This window comes from Gemmatimonas phototrophica, from assembly GCF_000695095.2.
In the GTDB taxonomy this organism is placed as follows: Bacteria; Gemmatimonadota; Gemmatimonadetes; order Gemmatimonadales; family Gemmatimonadaceae; genus Gemmatimonas; species Gemmatimonas phototrophica.
Map to the genome: position 1 here is coordinate 252,980 of NZ_CP011454.1, position 20,338 is coordinate 273,317.

The 20,338-nt window shown below is 65.8% G+C and carries 24 protein-coding genes; 12 read left to right on the forward strand and 12 right to left on the reverse strand.

Annotation, left to right across the window (positions count from 1 at the left end):
• The first annotated feature begins 12 nt into the window (after positions 1-12).
• Positions 13-915, forward strand: coding sequence for a D-hexose-6-phosphate mutarotase (locus tag GEMMAAP_RS01085; protein WP_053333905.1), 903 nt, complete (start codon positions 13-15; stop codon positions 913-915).
• A 35-nt stretch (positions 916-950) separates the two neighbouring features.
• On the opposite strand, the gene GEMMAAP_RS01090 is transcribed toward GEMMAAP_RS01085, so the two are convergent.
• The 10 genes from GEMMAAP_RS01090 to hisG all read right to left on the reverse strand — a co-directional run bounded on the left by GEMMAAP_RS01090 (position 951) and on the right by hisG (position 9,330).
• Positions 951-1,727 carry a DUF4397 domain-containing protein gene (locus GEMMAAP_RS01090; RefSeq protein WP_026849081.1) on the reverse strand — a complete coding sequence of 259 codons (777 nt, stop codon included), beginning with the start codon at positions 1,725-1,727 and terminating at the stop codon, positions 951-953.
• A 193-nt stretch (positions 1,728-1,920) separates the two neighbouring features.
• Positions 1,921-2,538: a bifunctional phosphoribosyl-AMP cyclohydrolase/phosphoribosyl-ATP diphosphatase HisIE gene (gene hisIE / locus GEMMAAP_RS01095; RefSeq protein ID WP_026849082.1), complete on the reverse strand. Its 618-nt coding sequence runs from the start codon at positions 2,536-2,538 to the stop codon at positions 1,921-1,923.
• Positions 2,535-3,347, reverse strand: coding sequence for a histidinol-phosphatase (gene hisN, locus GEMMAAP_RS01100; RefSeq protein WP_026849083.1), 813 nt, complete (start codon positions 3,345-3,347; stop codon positions 2,535-2,537). The genes hisIE and hisN overlap by 4 nt, the downstream gene beginning before the upstream one ends.
• Positions 3,344-4,129 (reverse strand): imidazole glycerol phosphate synthase subunit HisF, encoded by a 786-nt coding sequence (hisF, locus tag GEMMAAP_RS01105; RefSeq protein WP_026849084.1) that lies wholly within the window; start codon positions 4,127-4,129, stop codon positions 3,344-3,346. The genes hisN and hisF overlap by 4 nt, the downstream gene beginning before the upstream one ends.
• Position 4,130: 1 nt before the next feature.
• The gene (locus GEMMAAP_RS01110) at positions 4,131-4,679 is read right to left on the reverse strand and encodes an imidazoleglycerol-phosphate dehydratase (protein ID WP_026849085.1); all 549 of its coding nucleotides are present in this window, start codon (positions 4,677-4,679) and stop codon (positions 4,131-4,133) included.
• Complete coding sequence (gene hisA, locus GEMMAAP_RS01115) at positions 4,676-5,389, reverse strand: 1-(5-phosphoribosyl)-5-[(5-phosphoribosylamino)methylideneamino]imidazole-4-carboxamide isomerase (protein ID WP_026849086.1); 714 nt, start codon at positions 5,387-5,389, stop codon at positions 4,676-4,678. The genes GEMMAAP_RS01110 and hisA overlap by 4 nt, the downstream gene beginning before the upstream one ends.
• Positions 5,386-6,057 (reverse strand): imidazole glycerol phosphate synthase subunit HisH, encoded by a 672-nt coding sequence (gene hisH / locus GEMMAAP_RS01120; protein ID WP_238588169.1) that lies wholly within the window; start codon positions 6,055-6,057, stop codon positions 5,386-5,388. The genes hisA and hisH overlap by 4 nt, the downstream gene beginning before the upstream one ends.
• Positions 6,054-7,127 carry a pyridoxal phosphate-dependent aminotransferase gene (locus GEMMAAP_RS01125; protein WP_053333906.1) on the reverse strand — a complete coding sequence of 358 codons (1,074 nt, stop codon included), beginning with the start codon at positions 7,125-7,127 and terminating at the stop codon, positions 6,054-6,056. Before GEMMAAP_RS01125 ends, hisH begins: the two co-directional genes overlap by 4 nt.
• The gene (gene hisD / locus GEMMAAP_RS01130) at positions 7,124-8,455 is read right to left on the reverse strand and encodes a histidinol dehydrogenase (RefSeq protein ID WP_026849088.1); all 1,332 of its coding nucleotides are present in this window, start codon (positions 8,453-8,455) and stop codon (positions 7,124-7,126) included. Before hisD ends, GEMMAAP_RS01125 begins: the two co-directional genes overlap by 4 nt.
• The gene (gene hisG / locus GEMMAAP_RS01135; RefSeq protein WP_026849089.1) at positions 8,452-9,330 is read right to left on the reverse strand and encodes an ATP phosphoribosyltransferase; all 879 of its coding nucleotides are present in this window, start codon (positions 9,328-9,330) and stop codon (positions 8,452-8,454) included. Before hisG ends, hisD begins: the two co-directional genes overlap by 4 nt.
• A 381-nt stretch (positions 9,331-9,711) precedes the next feature.
• Here hisG and GEMMAAP_RS01140 point away from each other — a divergent pair, with 381 nt between their 5' ends.
• From GEMMAAP_RS01140 to GEMMAAP_RS01175, 8 genes are all read left to right on the forward strand, one after another.
• A complete protein-coding gene (locus GEMMAAP_RS01140; RefSeq protein ID WP_026849090.1) occupies positions 9,712-10,212 on the forward strand; it encodes a plastocyanin/azurin family copper-binding protein in 501 nt (166 codons plus the stop codon).
• A gap of 69 nt (positions 10,213-10,281) precedes the next feature.
• The gene (locus tag GEMMAAP_RS01145; protein WP_026849091.1) at positions 10,282-11,955 is read left to right on the forward strand and encodes a GumC domain-containing protein; all 1,674 of its coding nucleotides are present in this window, start codon (positions 10,282-10,284) and stop codon (positions 11,953-11,955) included.
• 25 nt (positions 11,956-11,980) lie between these two features.
• Entirely contained in the window at positions 11,981-12,415 is a 435-nt protein-coding gene (locus tag GEMMAAP_RS20805) for a DUF6992 family protein (RefSeq protein WP_026849092.1), read from the forward strand.
• Between the two features lie 42 nt (positions 12,416-12,457).
• On the forward strand, positions 12,458-12,967 hold the full coding sequence (locus GEMMAAP_RS01155; protein WP_026849093.1) for a GAF domain-containing protein: 510 nt from the start codon (positions 12,458-12,460) through the stop codon (positions 12,965-12,967).
• A 51-nt stretch (positions 12,968-13,018) separates the two neighbouring features.
• Positions 13,019-13,615 carry an HD domain-containing protein gene (locus tag GEMMAAP_RS01160; protein ID WP_043580110.1) on the forward strand — a complete coding sequence of 199 codons (597 nt, stop codon included), beginning with the start codon at positions 13,019-13,021 and terminating at the stop codon, positions 13,613-13,615.
• Between the two features lie 231 nt (positions 13,616-13,846).
• Entirely contained in the window at positions 13,847-14,155 is a 309-nt protein-coding gene (locus GEMMAAP_RS01165; RefSeq protein WP_145978935.1) for an Ig-like domain-containing protein, read from the forward strand.
• Positions 14,115-14,459, forward strand: coding sequence for an LVIVD repeat-containing protein (locus tag GEMMAAP_RS01170; protein ID WP_145978936.1), 345 nt, complete (start codon positions 14,115-14,117; stop codon positions 14,457-14,459). Before GEMMAAP_RS01165 ends, GEMMAAP_RS01170 begins: the two co-directional genes overlap by 41 nt.
• A 10-nt stretch (positions 14,460-14,469) precedes the next feature.
• Complete coding sequence (locus tag GEMMAAP_RS01175; protein ID WP_053333907.1) at positions 14,470-15,630, forward strand: YncE family protein; 1,161 nt, start codon at positions 14,470-14,472, stop codon at positions 15,628-15,630.
• A 233-nt stretch (positions 15,631-15,863) separates the two neighbouring features.
• Here the strand turns inward: GEMMAAP_RS01175 and GEMMAAP_RS01180 are convergent, their stop codons facing one another.
• Both GEMMAAP_RS01180 and ispG read right to left on the reverse strand, forming a co-directional pair.
• On the reverse strand, positions 15,864-16,301 hold the full coding sequence (locus GEMMAAP_RS01180; RefSeq protein ID WP_158514683.1) for a hypothetical protein: 438 nt from the start codon (positions 16,299-16,301) through the stop codon (positions 15,864-15,866).
• A gap of 246 nt (positions 16,302-16,547) precedes the next feature.
• Positions 16,548-17,789: a flavodoxin-dependent (E)-4-hydroxy-3-methylbut-2-enyl-diphosphate synthase gene (gene ispG, locus GEMMAAP_RS01185; RefSeq protein ID WP_026849099.1), complete on the reverse strand. Its 1,242-nt coding sequence runs from the start codon at positions 17,787-17,789 to the stop codon at positions 16,548-16,550.
• An 80-nt stretch (positions 17,790-17,869) separates the two neighbouring features.
• On the opposite strand from ispG, the gene GEMMAAP_RS01190 reads away from it, so the two are divergent.
• The 3 genes from GEMMAAP_RS01190 to GEMMAAP_RS01200 all read left to right on the forward strand — a co-directional run bounded on the left by GEMMAAP_RS01190 (position 17,870) and on the right by GEMMAAP_RS01200 (position 20,329).
• Complete coding sequence (locus tag GEMMAAP_RS01190) at positions 17,870-18,334, forward strand: hypothetical protein (RefSeq protein ID WP_202969175.1); 465 nt, start codon at positions 17,870-17,872, stop codon at positions 18,332-18,334.
• 60 nt (positions 18,335-18,394) lie between these two features.
• On the forward strand, positions 18,395-18,952 hold the full coding sequence (locus tag GEMMAAP_RS01195; RefSeq protein ID WP_026849101.1) for an outer membrane protein: 558 nt from the start codon (positions 18,395-18,397) through the stop codon (positions 18,950-18,952).
• Positions 18,953-19,042: 90 nt separating this feature from the next.
• Positions 19,043-20,329: an FAD-dependent oxidoreductase gene (locus tag GEMMAAP_RS01200; protein ID WP_043580111.1), complete on the forward strand. Its 1,287-nt coding sequence runs from the start codon at positions 19,043-19,045 to the stop codon at positions 20,327-20,329.
• Positions 20,330-20,338: the final 9 nt, after the last annotated feature.

A 20,338-nucleotide genomic window follows, 5' to 3' on the forward strand; every position in this document is an offset into this window, starting at 1 on the left:
CCAAGGAGTGTCATGTCGTTGTCTCCGATCCTCACCGCCAGCACGGCGCCGTTCGTTGATCTCGCAGCGCCTGACGGTGCCCGCGCCCGCGTCTATCTCGACGGGGCGCAGGTGGCATCCTGGATTCCGGCCGGATCACACGAAGACCGCCTGTTTGTCAGTGAGCGGGCGCTCTACGGACCGGGGCAGAGTCTGCGCGGCGGCATCCCCATCTGTTTTCCGCAGTTTGGTGCTTTGGGGCCGCTCAAGCAGCACGGCTTTGCCCGCCATTGCCGGTGGAACGTGGAACAGCACACGACCGATGACGAAGGGGCACGGGTGGTATTGCAGCTGGTCGATAGCGCCGAGACACGCGCTCTGTGGCCGCACCCGTTTTGTGCCGCGCTGTCGGTCTACGTGAGCGGCGCCACCCTCTCGGTTGACCTGACGATCACCAATACGCAGGACTCGGCGTTGGAGCACACGGTCACGTCGGATGCACCCTTTGCCTTTACGGTGGCGCTGCATCCGTACTTCCGCGTGCAGAACGCGCTGGCCACCACCGTGGTGGGGCTGGGTGGCACGCGCTACCGGGACGCGCTGCGCGACGGCGCCCTGTTTGAAGAAACGCGAGATCCGCTTCCCATTGATGGTCCGCTCGATCGCATTTTTTACGACACCGGCGATACGCTGGACATGGTGGAGCCGCACCGGACGCTGCGCATTGAGAAACGGGGGTTTCCCGACGCCGTGGTGTGGAATCCGGGGGCCGCAGGCACCTCATCCCGCCCCGATTTCCTCGCGGGCGATGAACGGCACATGCTCTGCGTGGAGGCGGCCGCGATTGGTACGCCGGTGGTGCTGGCCCCGGGGCAGCAGTGGATCGGGACCCAGGTCATGACGGCTGTCTCGAGTGCAGCACCACCGGTGTCTTGACGCACCGTCCACCGACACGCGGCCATCACTAGCGATCAGCGCTCGCTGCGCTTGCTGGTGTCGCTCAGGTTCATGGCGCCTTTCTCCGTAGCCATGACGCGGTCGTCAACCACCACGGCTTCCACGCGCTGTGCACTCCCCTTGGCGGCGCCACCGGTCAGTACGAGCGTGTACGAATGCCCCGCCTCAAAACGGATCTGCTTGCGAATAACCTGCGTGCCACTGCCGTCCAGCTTCACCACCACCGTGGCGGCACCAATGTCCACATCTGCAAAGCCCGCTTCCGATGCCGGGTTCATGTTGTCGAAGAGCTCGCCGCTTTTGCCCAGCAGCGACACGTCAATTTCACCCACGCCGCTCACGCCATGCACCACGCGGAGACGCGCCTTGGTGGAGTCCAGATCGAATTTGTCGTTCAACACGCGCAGTCGCACTTTCCCATCCGCTTCAGGCAACGCGAGAATCGTGTAGCGTGACCCATCCAGCATGATCTCGTTGTTGCCGGCAATCGTGGTGTCGAGGCCGGTGCCCATGAGACGGAAGCGCGTGATGTTGTCGCGCACTTCGGTGTACGGGGTTACCGTCTTGTAGTCCACGCTCGAGAAGAGCTGGCGATCGTCCGCGCTTACCGTGGCCCCACCGCCAGTGGGAAGCGCATTGATCATACGGACCAGCGATGTCCCTCTCGCTTCGGTGGCGCCTTCCGTGGCTGACCCGAGCATCCCGTCAGACGTCTCGGTCTTTACCGCTGTATCGTCCGACTTGTCTCCCGAACACGCGGCCGCGCTCGCCGCCGCGGCCAGTGTAAGCATTAGAATCGTGGTTCTCATGCAGTCTCCTCTTCAGTTGGACTGAAGGGGCGGTGCGCGGTGGAGTCGCAGAATGCGCCAGCCCAACGCTCAGTCCCTCAGCCGGTGATGTGCCAGCTGAGGGAAGACAGTGCATGGTGCGTGCCGTGTGCTGCACGCGGTGATCCACGTCGCAGCATATGCCCCGCCCGGGCGATTACCGCTGACGGCTGGCCAACACCTCGCGCACATCCTGCAGCGACCCACCGGCCGCCCGCAGCGCCACCAGCGCATGGTACAGCAGATCCGCCGTCTCTTCCGCAGCGCGCGCAGCGTCCTGATCCACACACGCCGTCGCCAACTCAACCGCCTCTTCACCCAACTTCTTGAGGCGCAAGTTCCGGTCGCTGAGCAGGCGTTGCGTATAGCTGGGCTTCTCTCCGTCCGTTACCGGAGTCTGCTGGCGCAGCGCAATGGTGGCATCGAGCGCCGAGAACACATCACTGCGCAACGCCTCATTGCGGAAACAGGACGTGGTGCCGTTGTGGCACGCCGGGCCCGCGGGAACGACCAGCGCCAACACCGCATCCTGATCACAGTCCGCCGTGAGTGACACCATGCGCTGCACATTGCCACTGGTTCCGCCCTTGTGCCACAGCCCGCGACTGCGGGAGTGATAGTGCATTTCTCCGGTGCGCTGCGTGTGTTCCAGCGCTTCCCGATCGGCGTGCGCCACCATGAGCACGGCACCGCTGTACGCATCCTGCGTCACGACGGTTACCAGGCCATTGCCTTTGGCAAAGTTGAGCGTGTCGAGATCGAGTGTCGTACTCATGCAGAGACATCCAGTGAGGGAACGTCGGATTCAAGCAGCCGGCGACGAGTGGCGTTGGCCAACGTGCTGTTGGTGGCGATAATGTCGCCTCCGAAGGCCGTGTCGCGGCCCTTCCAGTCACTGAAGCGCCCGCCGGCTTCGGTGATGAGTGGATACATGGCCGCGGCATCCCACGGATTCACGATGTCATCCACCATGATCTCCGCCCGCCCTGTCGCGACAAGCAAATAGCCGTAGCAGTCGCCCCACGTGCGACACACTGCCACCTCTGAGGCCAACGACTGCCAAGGGTCACGGCGATGCGGCCGTTCAAGAAAACGATCGTCGGTCGTCAACAGCGTCGCCTCGCCGAGTGTCGCGACCGTGGAGACCGCCGCGCGTGTGCCGTTCCACCAGCACCCTTCACCCGCTGCGGCCACCACGAGTTCATTCACCACCGGATAGCAGGCCGCACCGGCCAGCACGGTATCACCTTCGCAGCAGGCCACGAGTGTTCCCCATAAGGGCACGCCGCGCACAAAGGCCTTGGTGCCGTCAATGGGATCGAGAATCCAGCGCCGGGCGGCCTCGGGGCGCACGGCATCAAACTCCTCACCAAACAACCCGTACGCGGGAAAGCGCGTGGCCAGCCACTCCCGCGCCTGACGCTCGGCCTCGCGGTCGGCCACCGTCACGGGCGACCCATCGCCCTTGGTTTCCACCGATACATTGGTGTGGTACCACCCCATGGCGACGTTGGCCGCAAAGCGTGCCACCTCGGCGGCCGCCTGCATGAGCATCGCCGGCGACTCCGTAAGCGACGGGCTCATTCACTCACTCCGGCCACGCCCGCCGTCTCACGGACGAGCAATCCGGCGTCGCGCATGACCTGCTTGAGCGCGTGCACCGTGGTGAGTCCATCGTGCAGGATACCTGCCACCAGCACCGCGTCGGCGTGCGCCTGCTGGACCGCATCCACGAGGTGCTGCGCATTGCCGGCGCCCCCCGACGCAATGACCGGCACATGCACCGCCTCGGCCACGGCCCGGGTGATCTCCAGGTCGTAGCCAATGCGGGCGCCGTCACGGTCAATGCTGGTGAGCAGAATTTCCCCGGCCCCACGCGCCACGCACTCCTGCGCCCAGGCGACGGCCTCCAGTGGCGTTTCCTCGCGCCCTCCCTTCACCCACACCTTATACACGCCATCGGCGTTCTTCTTGGCATCAATGCTGGCCACCACGCATTGCGCGCCAAACCGATCGGCCGCCGCCGTGAGCATCTCCGGGTTGGTCACCGCCGCCGAGTTCACCGAAACCTTGTCGGCACCAGCCCGCAGGGCCCGCGCCACATCGTCGGCGGTGCGGACACCACCGCCAATGGTGAGCGGGATGAACAGCCGTTCGGCGGTACGACGCGCCACATCCAGCAGCGTGGCGCGCTCTTCGGCGCTGGCGGAAATGTCGAGGAACGTGATTTCGTCGGCGCCCTCCAGTTCGTACCGCTCGGAGAGCGAGACCGGGTCACCCACATCGCGGAGTCCCACGAAGTTCACGCCTTTGACCACCCGTCCCCCTTTCACGTCCAGGCAGACGATTACACGACGCGTCAGCATCTCACGCCGTCCCGGTGATCTCGAGCTTCACGGACCCCTTGGTGCTGAACACCGCCCCACTTTCCACCAACGCCTCGCGCAGCGCGAAGCCCAGGGCCTTGAACGCGGCCTCAATGATGTGGTGCTTGTCGGTGCCGCGCAGGACGCGCAGATGCAGCGTAGCCTTGGCGTTGTCGGCAAAGGAGCGCATGAAGTGATCGTAGATGCCGCTGGGCAACGGGCCGCGGTAGTAGGGGCGCCCGCCCAGATCAAGCACCACCTGCACGAGCGCATCATCCATGGGCACCGTACGCTCGCCGTAGCGCGCGCAGGTGGCCGGTGCATGCGCCGCCATCGCTGCGCCCAGCGCAATGGCCACGTCCTCAATGAGATGGTGGCGCAGGTCACCCTTGGCCTGCACATCAAAAGTCACCCCCGAGTACTTCGAGAGCGCCACGAGCATGTGATCGAGAAACGGCTCGGTGGTGTTGATGGAGGGCAGTCCCGGCGTGGGCTCGTTGAGCGCAATGCGGATCTGCGTTTCGTTGGATTCCCGGACGACGACGGTCATGCGCCAAACTCCTCGGCAAGACGGCGCGGATCAATCGCGCCCGTGTACAAAGCCATGCCCAACACCGCACCGGCCAGGCCGCGATGTTCGAGCGCTCGCATATCTTCGAGACTGGTCACTCCACCCGAGGCAAAGACAGGCCAGGCACTCGCCTCGGCCACGTCTTCCATGAGCGGCAAATCGGTGCCCTGCATCTTGCCTTCAAGGTGAACTGCCGTGACCAGCACACCGGCCAGCGGAAGCACGGAGAGCTCCTCCACGAAGTCCACCACATTCAGGCGCGATGTTTCCGCCCATCCCTTGGTGACCACGTAGCGCTCCCGTACATCGGCCGCAATGATGAGGCGACCGGGAAAGCGATTGGCCATCTCCTCGCGCCAGTCCTCGTCTTCCACCGCACGGGTGCCAACGACAACCCACGAGGCGCCTTCATCGAGCAGCCGCTCAATGCACGATTCGTCGCGTACACCACCCCCCACCTGCACGGGCACGTCGGCGGTGCGGAGAATCTCGCGGATGATCTCCATGTTGTGCCCGCGTCCTGTGGCGGCATCAAGGTCTACCACATGGAGTCGGGTGAATCCTTCGCGGACCCACTCGCGCGCCACCGATGGCGGATCTTCCAACCGGATCTTCTCGGCGTCGTAGTCTCCTCCCACCAGCTGCACACACTTGCCGCCGCGCAGATCCACGGCCGGAATGGCGATCATACAGAGCTCCGGTTGTGCGTCGCCACGGACGACGCGAAATCAAGAAAGCCTTTCACGAACGCCACACCAGGCGCGCTGGATTTTTCAGGGTGGAACTGCGTGCCCACCACGTTCCCACGACGTACGGCGGCGGCGAACCGGTCGCCTTCATGCTCACTCCACGCCGTGACAAACGGCGCCCCGTCGCTGGTCGGGCGACAGACGAAGGAATTGGCATAGTACGCCACATTCAGCGCGGCTGCTTGCAGCAGCGGATCGTGTACCTCGTCGAGGTGGTTCCAACCAATCTGCGGCACCCGTTCGGCGGCCAGCCGCGTCACGCGCCCGGGGACAATCCCCAGCCCGCTCCCCGGCCCTTCGTCGCTGGCGTCGAACAGCAGCTGCATGCCCAGGCAAATGCCCAGGGCGGGTAGTCCGCCCAGCAACGCTGTGCGCATGGCGATCAGTCCGGGGGCCAGTCGTTCGGCCGCCGGCGCGAAGGCGCCCACCCCGGGCAAAATGAGGGCATCGGTGTTGGCCACGGCAGCCACCGGGTCGACGTTCACCGTGACCGAGGCTCCACCAGCCTCAATGGCCTTGATGAGCGAATGCAGGTTCCCGGCCCCGTAGTCGAAGATCGACACCCGGAGCGGGAGCGCCGATGCCACACTGTTCATGACTTCACTCATGCCGCGGTACCTCCGTTCACGTCCATGGTGGCAGCATCGAATGCTTCCAGAAACCGTTCCACCATCTCCCACGGGCCCACGCTGATGCGCAGCGTATCACCCACGTGCGGCAGTGCGGCAAACGGGCGCGCCGCCACACCACGGGCCCGCAGTGCCTGACCCACCTCAAGGGCGTTGGCCACCGGCACGCACACGTAGTTGGCGTGCGACTCGAGCGGGGTATAGCCACGCGTACGCAACGCCGCCGCGAGGCGGTTGCGGTTCTCCACCGCCAGCGCCACGTGGGCATGCACCCAGTCCATGTCGTGGCGCAACGCCGCCAGCCCCATCTGTTCCGCCACGCTGCTCAGCTTGTAGGGACCACGAGACTTTTCCACGTCACGCACCAGCGATGGCGCACCAATGCCGTAGCCAATGCGCAGACCGGCCAGCCCGAAAGCTTTGGACATGGTGCGAATGACGAGCAGGTTGTCCACGCGCATGGCGAGGTCGACCGCCGACACGCCGCTGAACTCGGCGTAGGCTTCGTCCACGAACACCACGCCCGGCGCTTCGCGCACCGCACGTTCAAGGGTTTCGCGCGTGAGCAGGGCACCGGTGGGATTGTTGGGCGAGCACAGATACAGAATGCGCGGTTTGGCCGCGAGCAGCGCATCGAGATCCGGCTGGTGATCGGCGCGTTCCGTAATGCCCACGTACTGCAGCCCATTCATCTGTGCAAAAATGGGAATCATGGCAAAGCTGGGCTCACTGCCAGCCACTACCGACCCCGGCTCGCCAAACGCACGCATGGCGCTGTCGAGAATGTCATCAGAGCCACAGCCGGTGACCAGACGATCCGCGGTGGCGCCCACAAACGCGGCCAGCGCCTCCTTGAGCTCCGCGGCATACAGCGACGGATAGCGTGTAACCTTGGCCACTGCCATCTCGCGCAGCGTGCGTTCGGCGGTGGGGGGCAGCCCCCACAGATTGGTGTTGTCTGTGAGATCGAGATCAACCGGCGTACGCTTGGGGTCGTACAGCGGCACCGCATCATAGAGCGCGCGGGCGAAGGCTAAACGGTCGCTCATGTGGTACCTCCCTGTCCCCAGGCTCGGGCCGCCGCTGCGTGCCCGGGCAACCCTTCGGCGTCGGCAAAGCGACCCACGTCGTCGGCCAACGCCGCCGCGGCGCTGGGGGTGACTTCCTGCCACGTAGTCCAGCGCACGAAGTCGAGCGTGCTGAGCCCCGAGTAGCTGCGACCGGCGCCGGCGGTGGGCAACACGTGATTGGCCCCGGTCATGTAATCGCCGTAGGCTACACTGCTGGAGGCGCCCACGAAAATGGTGCCGGCGCTGCGCAACGCGGCCAAGGTGCGGTCGCGCACATCATCGCTCACCACCAGCAGCAGATGTTCGGCGGCCCACGCATTGGTGAACTCAATCGCGTCGTTGAGCTCGGGCACCGTCACAATGGCGCCTCGCGCCGCCAACGACGCTCGCACCACCTCCGCGCGTGGTGCCGTGGCAAGTTGTGCGTCCAGCGCGTCCACGATCTCGGTGGTGAGCCGATCCACCTTGGGGCCGGTGAGCACCGCGATGACGGCCGCATCGGGGTCGTGCTCCGCCTGGGCCATCATTTCGCGCGCAATGGCATTGGCGTTGGCCGTTTGATCGGCCAATACCAGCAGCTCACTGGGGCCGGCCGGCGAATCGATGGCCACACGGTTGACCAGTTGCAGCTTGGCTTCGGCCACATAGGCGTTGCCAGGGCCCATGATGCGATCGACTTGTGGCACGCTCTGTGTGCCTAGCGCGAGGGCAGCAATGGCGCCCGCGCCACCCAGGGAAAACACCCGGTCCACATTGGCCAGCGCGGCGGCGGCCAGCACTACGGCCGACGGCTTGCCATCAGCGCCCGGTGGGGAACAGACAATGACTTCTTGTACTCCTGCCACCCGCGCCGGAATGGCGCCCATGAGCAGCGAACTCGGGTAGGCGGCGCGTCCACCGGGGGCATAGATCCCCACACGCTGCAGCGCATCGGGGCGCCGCCCCACCGTAATGCCAGGTTCGGGCGAGCACACCGTTTCAACCGGCAGAAACGCTGTGTGCACCGACGCAATGTTGCGCGCCGCGCGCTCCAGCGATTGCCGGAGATCAGGATTGAGCGACGCCAGCGCCGCGTCCCAGTCGGCGCGCGGTACTTCGAGTGCCGTGAGCGTCACGCGGTCTAAGTCGCGCGCGAACTCGAGCAGCGCCGCATCACCGCGCGTGCGCACCTGCTCAATGATGGCGGCCGTGCGCGCCCGCACCGTGGTATCGGTGGTGGACGATCGATCAACAATGGCGCGTCGCGTCTCGGTGTCGAGCCGCGACAACGGACCACACGCACGCAGCTGGACCGACGTCGTGCTCACGGCACCAGCCTCTCGATGCGCGTGACAAGAATGCCTTCACCGCCCAGCGCGCGCAGTTGCGAAATGGTGCGATAAATCGTGCTGGCGCTCACCACGGCGTGCACCGCCACAAACTGAGAGGACTCGGCGATCTCGATGACCGTGGGGCCGTTCAGTCCGGGCAACACCGTGCGCACCTGATCGAGCGAGGTGCGCGGTACGTTGGCCATGAGATAGCGCTGGCCGCGGGCCCGGATGACCGACGCGAGGGCGGTCACGAGATCGTCGAGTTCCTGCTTGCGTTCGGGATCGCCCTGGCGTGGGCCTCCCTTGGCGGTAATGAGGTGGGCGCTGGAGCGCAGCACGATATCCACTTCCCGCAGTCCATTCACGCGCAGCGTGGAGCCTGTGGAGGTGAGATCCACCACGATATCGGCAATGCCCAGGTGGGGGGCAATTTCGGCGGCGCCGGAGACCGGCACGACATCCACCGGGCAGCCGCGCTCTTCGAAGAAGCGGCGCGTGATGTTGGGAAATACCGTGGCCACGCGCATGCGGGTGCCGGTGCGGCCAATGTCCTCAATGGAGCGAATGCCTGATTCCTCGCGGGCGGCCACCACCAGGCGGCACTTGCCGAAGCCGAGGTCGAGATGGGAGGACAGGTCCCGCCCCGACTCGTTGACGAGGTCCCAGCCGGTCACGCCGACGTCGGCGGCGCCGTCGGCGACGAACTCCGGAATGTCCTGGGCGCGCACGAAGATGGCCTCGAACTCCCCGCCCAGTGAGGCGGTGAGGGCGCGTTCACCGGACGAGCGGACTTCGAGCCCGGCGTCGTTGAACAGCTCGCGGGTGTCTTCGCTCAGGCGACCCTTGTTGGGGAGGGCGATTCTCAGCATCCAGGCCTTCTTGTAAGTGGAAACGAACGAATTGAGGGGCAACGTGGAGCGCGGGCAACAAAAAAGGCCCGTCCGGAGAGGACGGGCCGCAGGAAGCTTTGGCGCGGGGTGTTACAGCAGAGCTACCCCACCACGCAACAAGCGCCCCGACCCGTCGGGCCGTGACCGTGATGCGTATGATGGTGGGTGGGGCGGCAGCAAGGCATAGGACAGGGAGGCTAGCGGGGCGAAGTGGGGCCGTCAAGTGTGGAAATCCTGGACGGGGGGTTGGCGCCGAGCTCGATTGTGAATAGTTTCACAAGGCTTGCAGGGCCCTGCGAGCTCGGGACCAAGCGTTCCGGTTGAAAGGAATTTTCCGAATAGGCTCTGGAGGCCTACAACATGCGGTTTCTCGGTTTTGCAGTAGTCGCCGGCGCGGCGATCCTCATGGGCGCGTGCGGCGGTGGTGACACGGCGGCGACGGATTCGGCAGCGGCGCCGGCGATGGACACGGCGGCTGCGGCCCCGGCGGCGGCTCCGGCTGCTGGTGCGATGGCCCCGATCACGGGCACCACGCACACGGTCAACATGGTGGGTGACGGTCAGGGCTACCGCTTTGAGCCGGCTGAAATCACGATTGCGGCCGGCGACGGCATCAAGTTCGTGATGGTCTCGGGCGGCCCGCACAACGTGGCGTTCGATCCCGCCACGCTGGCCCCGGAAGCCAAGACGGCCCTCATGGCCAACATGCCGGAGCAGGCTGGTGAGCTCTCGGGCAAGATGATGCTGAACGCGAACGAAGAGTACACGATCTCGTTCGCTGGCGTTCCGGCTGGCACGTACGATTACCACTGCACGCCGCACCTTGCCATGAACATGAAGGGCAAGATCACCATCAAGTAACACTTGATGTGATATGCAGGACGGCGGGGGCTGGCGCGATGCGCTGGCCCCCGTGTTCGTTTGTAGCACATGACTTCTCCGCGCGCTCGTTGGCTCGCCGCTCGTACGCGGAACGCCGCCCGACACGGTCTCATCATTGCCGGCGTAGGCGCCATGGTGATGATTGCGTCGCTGCTCGCCTTCGTGCTGCTCCCCCGGCAGGCTGATCGCGCGCTCACCGCGGCCATTGCAGCGCTGCCCCCGTTGCGCGATACCCTGCGTCTGCGCGCCGACTCGGTGCGCGCGGATAGCGTGCGCTCCCGTGCGCGCTCACAGCAGCGCGACGCCCTGTCGCTGCTCGCGGCCGCGACGGCCGCCGATTCGCTTGCGAATAGCATGATGTCGCCCCTGGTCTTTCGCGACACCCTCCTGCGCGACCTGTATCAGCAGCTCGTGCGGGCCCGCCGCACGCCCCTCGTGGAGAGCTATCGCGCCCTCGCCGATGCGCCCGCGCTCCAGCGGGACCCTGCCGTGCAGCGCACGGTGCGCGCACTGCGCGACTCCATTGAGCGGCTCAACCGGGATCGCGAAACGTACGCCTCGCTCAGTGGTCCTGATGCGCTGTACGCCATCATGACCACTCGCCTCACCCGATTGGGGGCCACCTTGGTGCAGGTGGCGCAGGCGGCGCTGACGCCGCCCCCCGTATCGGGGGCTGTTTCCGACACCATGGCGGCCACCGCCCTCCGCACCGACAGTACTACGCCCCCGATCATGCAACGGGCGCTGCTCCCCGACTCGCTCCTTGAGGCCATGGTGCTGGCGGCCACCGACACCGTGCGGCAGGCCACGCAGGCTCTCGACAGTGCTCGTCAGTACAATGAGGCGTTGGAACAACGCAAGGCCGCGCTGCGCGCACGCCTGCAGTTGCAGATCCCCCCGCTGGCCATGTTGCTCGCCTCGCTGGTGCTCGGGCTCACCAGTGGCTTCGTCGTCGCCCTCTGGCGTGAGTTGCGCCGCCCCACGGTGGGCGATGCGCAGGAGCTGGAGCAGCTCACCCGCTCGCGCGTCATCGTGCACGCGCGCGACGACGCGCGCCGCTTCCGGCGCCGCATCCGCAAAGGCGAAGCCGTGGTACCGGTGCTCTCCCCCAACGATGACGCCTGGCCTCTGCTGCACCTTACCCTCTCGCACATCGGGGATATGTCGCGGCAGGTGCAGCTGCTGGCTGATCAGCCGCTGGTGGCCGGTGCCGTGGGGCTCAACCTCGCGTCGGTCGCGGCCCGTGAATCACGCGCCACCATTGTGGTGGATGCGGCACTCCGGACCGGGGCGCTCGTGCCGCTGATCCCGGCCGCGACGCTCACCATTGCCACCGGCGGTCATCCGGTGCCTGTGGCCGCTCATGAACAGTGGGACAGTTCGCGCGCCCTTCCGCTGGGCCGGGATGCCAATGTGGATCTGCTGCTCCCTCGCGGTGTCCGGGGAATCGGCGCCGGTGCCAGAGGCTCGGGACACACCGATGCCGCGCCGGGTGCCCGGACCACTGCCGCCGATCATGTGCGCCACTACGACTTTGTGGTATTCGTGACGGACACGCTGGCCGCTCCGGCCGTCCCGCCCGCCACGGACCTGGTGCTCTGTGCCAAGCTGGGGGTTACCCCCCTCTCGTGGATTGCGCGGGCCGTGCGCACGGCCGATGAGCAAAAGCAGCGGGTCCGGGCGGTTGTGCTGTGGGCCGACACGGTCCCGCTGGCCGGTTAGCGCGCACTCGGCTAGTCTCCGCCATATGTGGGCAGATACGCTGTTGACGCTGGAGCAGGGCCATCTCCTGAGACTGGGACTGTGGGCCGGAGTGAGTGTGCTGGGCGGCACCGCCCTGCTGGCTTGGCTCATGGTTCGACAAGTGGCCGCGCCGCTGTTGCGGCACTTCGCCATCCAGACCGCCGCCTGGGGCGCGGTGAACGCCCTCATTGCCCTCTGGGCGTGGCGTGGCCTCACCATGCGCGATTTCGCCGGCACCCAGAAGCTGCTCAACATCCTCTGGCTGAACACCGGACTCGACGTGGGGTACGCCGCCGTCGGGCTTACCCTCGTGATCGTCGGGTGGCGCTGGGAGCGGCGGCTGGGCGCCGTGGGCGCCGGCCTCGGGGTGGTCCTTCAAGGGCTCGCCCTGGCCCTGCTCGATCTCCGACTCATTCTGCTGATCGGTCCGCTGCGCTGACGCGCGGGGCACCGTCGTTGATTCCGTCACGTTCAGTCCATCATGGAACCTGTCATCCCCGATCTCCGAGAGACGCCGCGCACGGACGCCTACGCCCGACTGCTGGAGATGCAGGAGCTGTTACTGCACGACAGCACCGACGCGATAGCCGGCATGGCCACCCTGAGTGCGTTGCTCCATCACGCGTTCGGCCATCTCTGGACGGGCTTTTATCGGGTCGTTGAACCGGGGACGCTGCTGCGCGTTGGTCCCTACCAGGGATCGCTTGGCTGTCAGGACATCGCCTTTGGGCGCGGGGTCTGCGGCACGGCCGCGGCCGAGGGGCGCACGGTGGTTGTCGCTGATGTGCACGCCTTTCCCGGGCATATTGCCTGCGACGCGCGCTCCCGCAGTGAGATCGTGGTGCCGGTCTTTGACGCCAAGGGCGCTCTGATGGCCGTGCTTGACATTGATTCACCCGTGCTTGACGCCTTTGGTGAGGCCGATGTTGCCGGTCTTGAGCGTTTGGTAGCTTGGTTCACCCGGACGACGTATGTTCCCGTCCCTGCCTGACGCCTGCGCTCCCCGTCAGATCCGCCATTGCCCGTCGCCGTCTTGCCGACCATGACCGGATACTCCGATCGGATCAATCATGCCTTCGCCTTCGCGGCGAAGCATCACGACCAACAGGTTCGCAAAGGCACGCGCCTGCCCTACCTCACCCATCCGGCCAATGTCGCGCTGATTCTCACGCGCTACGGATGCAATGAGGAAACGGTGGTGGCGGGGATCCTGCACGATGTGATCGAGGATTGCGTGCGTGAAGGGATGACGCGCGAGATGCTCGAGGAGCGCATTGGCCACAAGTTCGGCAACAGTGTGCTGGCCACCGTTTTGGCGGTCACGCACCGCAAGATGGATGATGACGGCGTCGAGATGTCGTCCGACGAGCGCAAGGAGGATTACCTCGCGCGGTTGTCGCTGGCGAACGAAGACGCCCTCTGGGTGTGCGCCGCCGATAAGGTGCACAACGCCAACTCCATTTTGTCCGACCTGCGCCGCACGGCGTTCCCCGAAACGGTGTGGGGACGGTTCTCCGTGGGTCGCGACGGGACGATCAAGTGGTATGCGCGCGTGGCCGAACGCCTGCGCGAATTGCAGTTCGACGCGCCGATCGTGGCGGAGTTGGAACAGGCCGCCGTGGGATTGGGAGCGGCGTAGTACCACTGCAGTTCCTGCCGTCTGCCAACTGAGTGGCTGCCGTCTGCGGTCTGGCGGTTGGCGGCCAAGGTGCAAGACGGCAGACCGCAGCCACACAGATGGCAGTGGTCAGGTCCATCAAATCATCACGGAGATTTTTGCATGCTGTGGACTGTCCCTCTCCTCGCGGTCGCGGTAGTCTAGCCGCCGCGCGCGACCCGTCTGGAAATTTCGCCCGCCGACCCGGTGGTGGTGGCCGAAGACACGCTGCGTTTCTCGGCGCGCGTCCTGGATGCCAATGGGCAGGTCGTTCCTGGCGCCACCATTCGCTTCATTGCGGCCGGTGGCCGCTTTGAAGGGACCGTCGAGCCGTCAGGGTTGGTGCGCTCCGGAAGCACCGGCACGTTGCCGGTGACGGTGGTGGCCCAGATGCCCAACCAGCCCACCATTACCCAGCGTATTGAAGGGCGCCAAGGATGCCTCGGCCGGTCGCGCCTACGGTCGCCTGCAGGTGATCGACGTGAGCGACATCGCGAAGCCCAAGAGCGTGGCGTTCTATGAGCCGGAGTACGGCGGCGTGCACAACGTGTACGTGGCGGGCGATACGCTGTACATGAGCGCCTACAACGCGGGCTTCCGCACCTTCGACATTTCGGGAGAACTGCGCGGCGATCTGCGTGCGCAGCAGCGTGAGATGGTGCACGTGAACACTGCCGACATGGACGGATTTGTGAAGAACGCGGCCATGACCTGGGGTGTGGTGGTGCGCAACGGGCTGGCGTACGTGAACGACATGTACAACGGCCTTTGGATTGTGCGTATGGATCCCAAGCCGGAACCGAAGAAGAACGCCATCGTTCCCTGAGGATCGCGTGATGCATCGGGTGGGTATGGCTCTGCTGTTGTGCGCGACGAGTGCGGCCCCGGTGGCCGCACAGTTCCCGTCGCGCACCTACACCGCGCTGGTGGCCAGCGAGAGCGCGGACCGCGTGGCAGTTATCGAACTGGGGCCGCAAGGCGCCAAGGTCGTGCGGCAGCATGACGTGGGGGTGATGATTGCCGACCCCGACGGCCCGCACGGCTTGGCCCTGGAGCCCGGCGGCAAGTACTACTACGTGAGCACCGCGCACGGAACGCCCTACGGCGTGCTTTGGAAGTTCGAGACGCGCACCAACACGTATGCGGGGCAGGTGATGCTGGGAAATTTTCCGGCCACCGCGCAGGTGACCCCCGATGGCAGCAAGGTGGTGGTGGTGAATTTCAACCTGCACGGCGACATGGTGGCCAGCGACGTGAGCGTCGTGCGCACCGACAGCCTGCAGGAGATTGCCCGCATTACCACCTGCGCCATGCCGCACGGGTCGCGGGTGAACAGCGCCGGCACGCGGCACTACAGCGTGTGCATGATGGACGAACAGCTCGTGGAGATCGATCTCGACGGGCTGCAGGTGGCGCGGCATTTTCTGCTCACCAAGGGGGCAGAGCAGGGGATGACCGGCGCGCCACCGGTGCGTGGTGCCATTTCGGCTTCCGCTGATGCGGCGCACGCCGGCCACGATATGAGTGGCCATGGACTCGCGCAGCCGGCGGCGGGGAGCACGACCTGTTCACCTACCTGGGCGCAGCCGAGCCCCGACGACAAAACGGTGTGGGTGGCGTGCAATGGCACGAGCGACCTGGTGGAGGTCGATGTGGCCTCGTGGAGTGTGCGTCGCCGCATTCCGGCAGGGAACGGCGTGTACAACCTCGCGGTCACGCGCGACGGCACGAAGCTCGTGGCGTCCAACAAGCGCGGCCAGAGTGTGTCGGTGATTGACGCGCGTACGGGCGCCACGCTGGCGGTGTTGCCAACACAGCGCCGCGTGGTGCACGGAGTGGCCATCACGCACGACGATCGCTACGCGTTCGTGTCGGTTGAGGGGGTGGGGAGTGAGCCGGGCACGGTCGAGATTATCGACCTTGTGTCCTTGAAGACCATCGCGCGCGTGGACGTTGGTCAGCAGGCTGGTGGGATTGACGTGGTGCCGCCGCTTTAAGCTGCGGTTTGGGTTTGGTGTGTGCGACCCGCGTTCAGCGTCCGCGCGCGGGGCGCTCGCCATTTCGGGGCGGCCGGGCGCGCATGCGCGCCGGCGTCGCCCCTGCCAAGTACTCGCCCCCCGCGCACGGCCGCCGAACGCGTCCACATCCCGGCGAACCGCGTGGTCGTGGTGCCTACGGGCGGGGACTCGTGCCGAGTGCGGCGCTGACAACGGCGATGGCTACGGCGCTACTACGGCGCGCTGAACGGCAACGTCACACGCCGCACGAGAGCACTGCCGTCGGGCTGCTGAACCTTGAGGGTCACGCTGCGCGCCGGTGCCGCGGCGAGCGTGTCGGCGGCCACCAGCCGCGTGGGCATGGCGAGGCAGTCGCCATTTTCTGATTCGGCGATGAACCGCACCGCGAGTGTGTCCGGCGCCCGGTTCACGCGTTCCGTGCGTAGCAATCTGCTGCAACTGTTGCCGCCGACCAGCCCGTGGTACGTGGCAATGGCGCCACCACTCGCGAACGGTGCGACGCTCACGCTGTCCACGCGCACCACGTATTGATCGCGCCCGAACACGTCCCACAACCCGCACGCCGACAGAAACGGCACCAGCAGCGCGATGCCAGCTACGGCCACTCGTCGGCCTGCCGGCCGTGATGCAATGCATTGGGAATTGCACATGCCGAACGCTAGTACGGCGCCAGCCGCGGCGGCACCACGATCCTGCGGCTCACCCCAACGCGAGGCGCTCAGCGGGACCGCGCCGGGCGCGAGTACTTGGCAGGGGCGACGCCGGCGCGCCACGCGCGCGCGGCCGCCCCGAAATGGCGAGTGCCCGGCGCGGTCCCGCTGAGCGCCGGTCGAACAAGAGTGCCCGCTGCGATACCGCCCGGACGCCGGTCGAACAACACCAAGCCAACCCCAGCGTCAGACGCCAGCCAACGTCCCGTACGTCCGCTCCACGTACTCGTTCAGAATCACGAGGAACTCGGGCACGATATTGTCACCCTTGAGCGTCGTGAACAGCTTGCCGTCCACGTAGACCGGGGCCTTGGGCTCCTCGAACGTGCCCGGCAACGAGATGCCGATGTTCGCGTGCTTGGACTCACCCGGGCCATTCACCACGCACCCCATCACCGCCACCTTCATTTCCACCACGCCCGGCTTCGACTCGCGCCACACCGGCATCTGCTCACGCAGATAGCCCTGAATGTCTTCCGCCATGCGCTGGAAGAACGTGCTCGTGGTGCGGCCACACCCCGGGCACGCCGTGACCTGCGGGGCGAAGGAACGCAGCCCCAGCGACTGCAGAATCTGCTGCGCCACAAACACTTCTTCGCGGCGATCCCCACCCGGCTTGGGCGTGAGCGACACACGAATCGTGTCGCCAATGCCCTCGCTCAGCAGAATGGACAACGCGGCCGCCGACGCAATGACGCCCTTGTTGCCCATTCCCGCTTCCGTGAGCCCCAGGTGCAACGGGTAGTCGCAGCGCTTGGCCAGACGGCGATAGCACTCCACCAGATCCTGCACCACCGAAATTTTGGCGCTCACGATGATCTTGTTGTGCGCGAGTCCCACTTCTTCGGCCAGTGCCGCCGACCGCAGCGCGCTCTCCAGCATCGCGTCCATGTACACGTCCTTCGCGTCGCGCGGCGTTGCCGAGCTGGCGTTGGCGTCCATCATGTCGGTGAGCAGGTTCTGGTCGAGCGAGCCCCAGTTCACCCCAATGCGCACCGGCTTGCCGTGATCGATGGCCGCCTGCACGATGGTCGTGAAGTTGGTGTCGCGGTGCTTTGTGCCCACATTCCCCGGATTGATGCGGTACTTGTCCAGCGCCGCCGCCGTCTTGGGGTACTTGGTGAGCAGCAGGTGCCCGTTGTAGTGGAAGTCGCCAATGAGCGGGACATCGAGCCCCAGGTCATCGAGCCGCTGCCGGATTTCCGGGACCGCCTGCGCCGCTTCGTCATTGTTGACCGTAATGCGCACCTTCTGCGAGCCGGCCTCGAACAGCGCCGCGACCTGTTCGGCCGTACCGGCGGCGTCAGCCGTATCGGTATTGGTCATCGACTGCACCACAATGGGCGCCGACGAACCGACCGGGACATTGCGGACCATGGCCGTGACCGTGGGGCGACGACGACCGAAGTGCGAGGCAGATGACGACACGAGGCAAACCTTGGTGAAAGTGGCAGACAGGACGCAGGGGAAAGCTAGCGCGGCCCCCGGGGGTCCCCCAAGTTCCGGATATGGCTGATCCTATCCCAGACGAACACGACTCGACCGCCGCCGGTGCCGAGTCAGCCCCCGCGACGGTGGCTGAGGCCCCCCGGAAGTCCTTCTTTCGCCGCCATTGGCTGGCGACGACGGTGGTCACCCTGATTGCGCTCCCCACCCTCGGGTTGGGAGTCTGGGCGGCCGCCGCGCTCTCGTGGAGCTACTCCGACGGGACGCGGGCAGGCTTTGTGCAGAAGATCTCTCGGAAGGGCTGGCTGTGCAAAACGTGGGAAGGCACGCTGTACACGGATATCGCCAAGGGATTCCGCTCGGACAGCTTCTCGTTCACGGTGCGCAACGACTCCGTGGCCAAAGCGATTGCCGACCTCAGCGGCAAGCGGGTCACGGTGACCTATAGCCAACATATCGGGGTACCAACATCGTGCTTTGGTGAAACCGAATACTTCGTGACCGCCGTACAGGAGTCACCGGAGTAAGCGGGAGGGTTACGTCTAACCTGGCCCGGCACTCCTTTTCGAACTTTTTGGAGGATGACTATGAAACGCGCACTTCGTGCATTGGGTCTGGTGGCGGCGCTCGCTGCCCCGGCCGCGCTTTCGGCGCAGAGCAGTGACAAGCCAATCTCCCTTGGGGTGAGCGGTGGGTTGTCGCTGCCCATGGGCGACTTTGGAGAGGGGCTCAGCTCGGGCTTCAACGTCACCGGCCACGTGTATTTCAAGCCGGCCTCGCTCCAGTCCCTTCGCTTGCGTGGTGATGTGAGCTATGACCGCTGGACCGCCGACGGCAACAGTGATTTCAGCTTCCGCAGCCTTGGAGTTGCCGGCAACGTCGTCTACGACTTTCCTACGGAATCGTCGTCGATGGTGAAGCCGTACGTCCTTGGTGGCCTCGGCTTGTACAACGGCAAGACTACGGCGGACTTTGGCAGCGCTGAAATCTCCGGCAGCGACACCAACCTCGGCCTCCAGGCCGGCGCCGGCGTCGCGTTCCAGCTGTCCGGTTTCTCCACGTTCGCGGAAGCCCGCCTGGTCAACATCTTCTCCGACGGCAATAGCTCGCGCTTCGTGCCCATCGTCTTCGGCGTGCGCTTCTAACACGTCCGCTGCAGTCCGGACCAGGGGGCGATCCAATCGGGTCGCCCTCTGTTGTTTTACCCAACCCTGCAGCGGATTAGTGTTCACGTCATGAGTGCTCCCATTGTCATCGTCGGGGCCGGCGTGGCCGGTCTGGTGGCCGCCATTGAACTGCAGGCCGCGCAGCGAGAGGTGCTGGTGCTTGATGCGGCGGCAGAGGTGGGCGGCCGCGTGCGTACCACCATGGTGAATGGACTGGTCATCGACCACGGCTTTCAGGTGCTGTTCACGGCGTATCCCACGCTGCGGCGCTATCTCAATTTCGAGACGCTGGCGCTGCGCAAATTCACGCCAGCGGCGCGCATTGCCCGCGATGGACAGACGTCGCTCATTGGCGACGCGCTCGCCGATCCGGGGCTGTTGTTCGATACGATTTTTGCCCGCGCCATTGGTGTGGGTGACAAGTTGCGGCTGCTCGCGCTGCGCCGCTTTGCGCAGCAGCTCACCATTGATGACTGCTTCAGCGCCCGCTTTGCCGGCATCAGCACGCGCGACTTTTTACGCGGTCGCGGCTTTGGGCCGGCGGTGATTGATGGGTTCTTTGCCCCCTTTTATGGCGGCATTCTGCTGGACCGCACCCTCGCGACCAGCGCCAGCATTCTGCTCTTCACCTTCAAAATGCTGGCCGACGGCGACACCGTGGTGCCGGCCGGTGGCATTGGCGCACTGACCCGGCAGATGGCCGATCGCCTCGCGCCGGGCACGGTGCGCACCGGGCAGGCCGTGCGCGCGCTGGTGGTGACAGAGGGAAGGGTGACCGGGGTACGGCTCACTGATGATCGTGTGCTTGACGCGGCTCAGGTGGTGCTGGCCACCGATGCGCCCATGGCGGCCACTCTGGCTGCTACGGCCGGGCTCACGCTTCCCGAACCCACCGGCGCCCGTGGCTGCACCACGCTGTATTTCACTGCCCGCACCACGCCCATTCCGGGCAAGGCCCTCTGGCTCAATGCCAACCCGGATGCCGTCGTGTCGCACGCCGTGACGCTCACCGACGTGGCCCCTGAGTACGCCTCCGGTGGCCGCACGCTCATTGCCGCCACCATCCTTGGCGATGCCGCGACCCTCCCGGATGACACGCTGGATGCGGTCGCTCGCCGGGAACTGTGCGCCATGGGCAGTGTGTCGGAAGCGCGCGTCGCGCTGGAGCGCGTCGCGCTCTGGCGCGTGCCGTATTCACAGTTTGAACAGGCACCGGGGTGGCGTAATCAGCGCCCCAGTATTGCCTGTGGTGTGCCGGGACTGTGGCGCGCCAGCGAAACGCTGCACTCCAGCTCGCTCGAAGGCGCCGCTCGCGGCGGTGAGATGGCGGCCAAGGCACTTCTCCACGCAACCTGAGCTAAACGC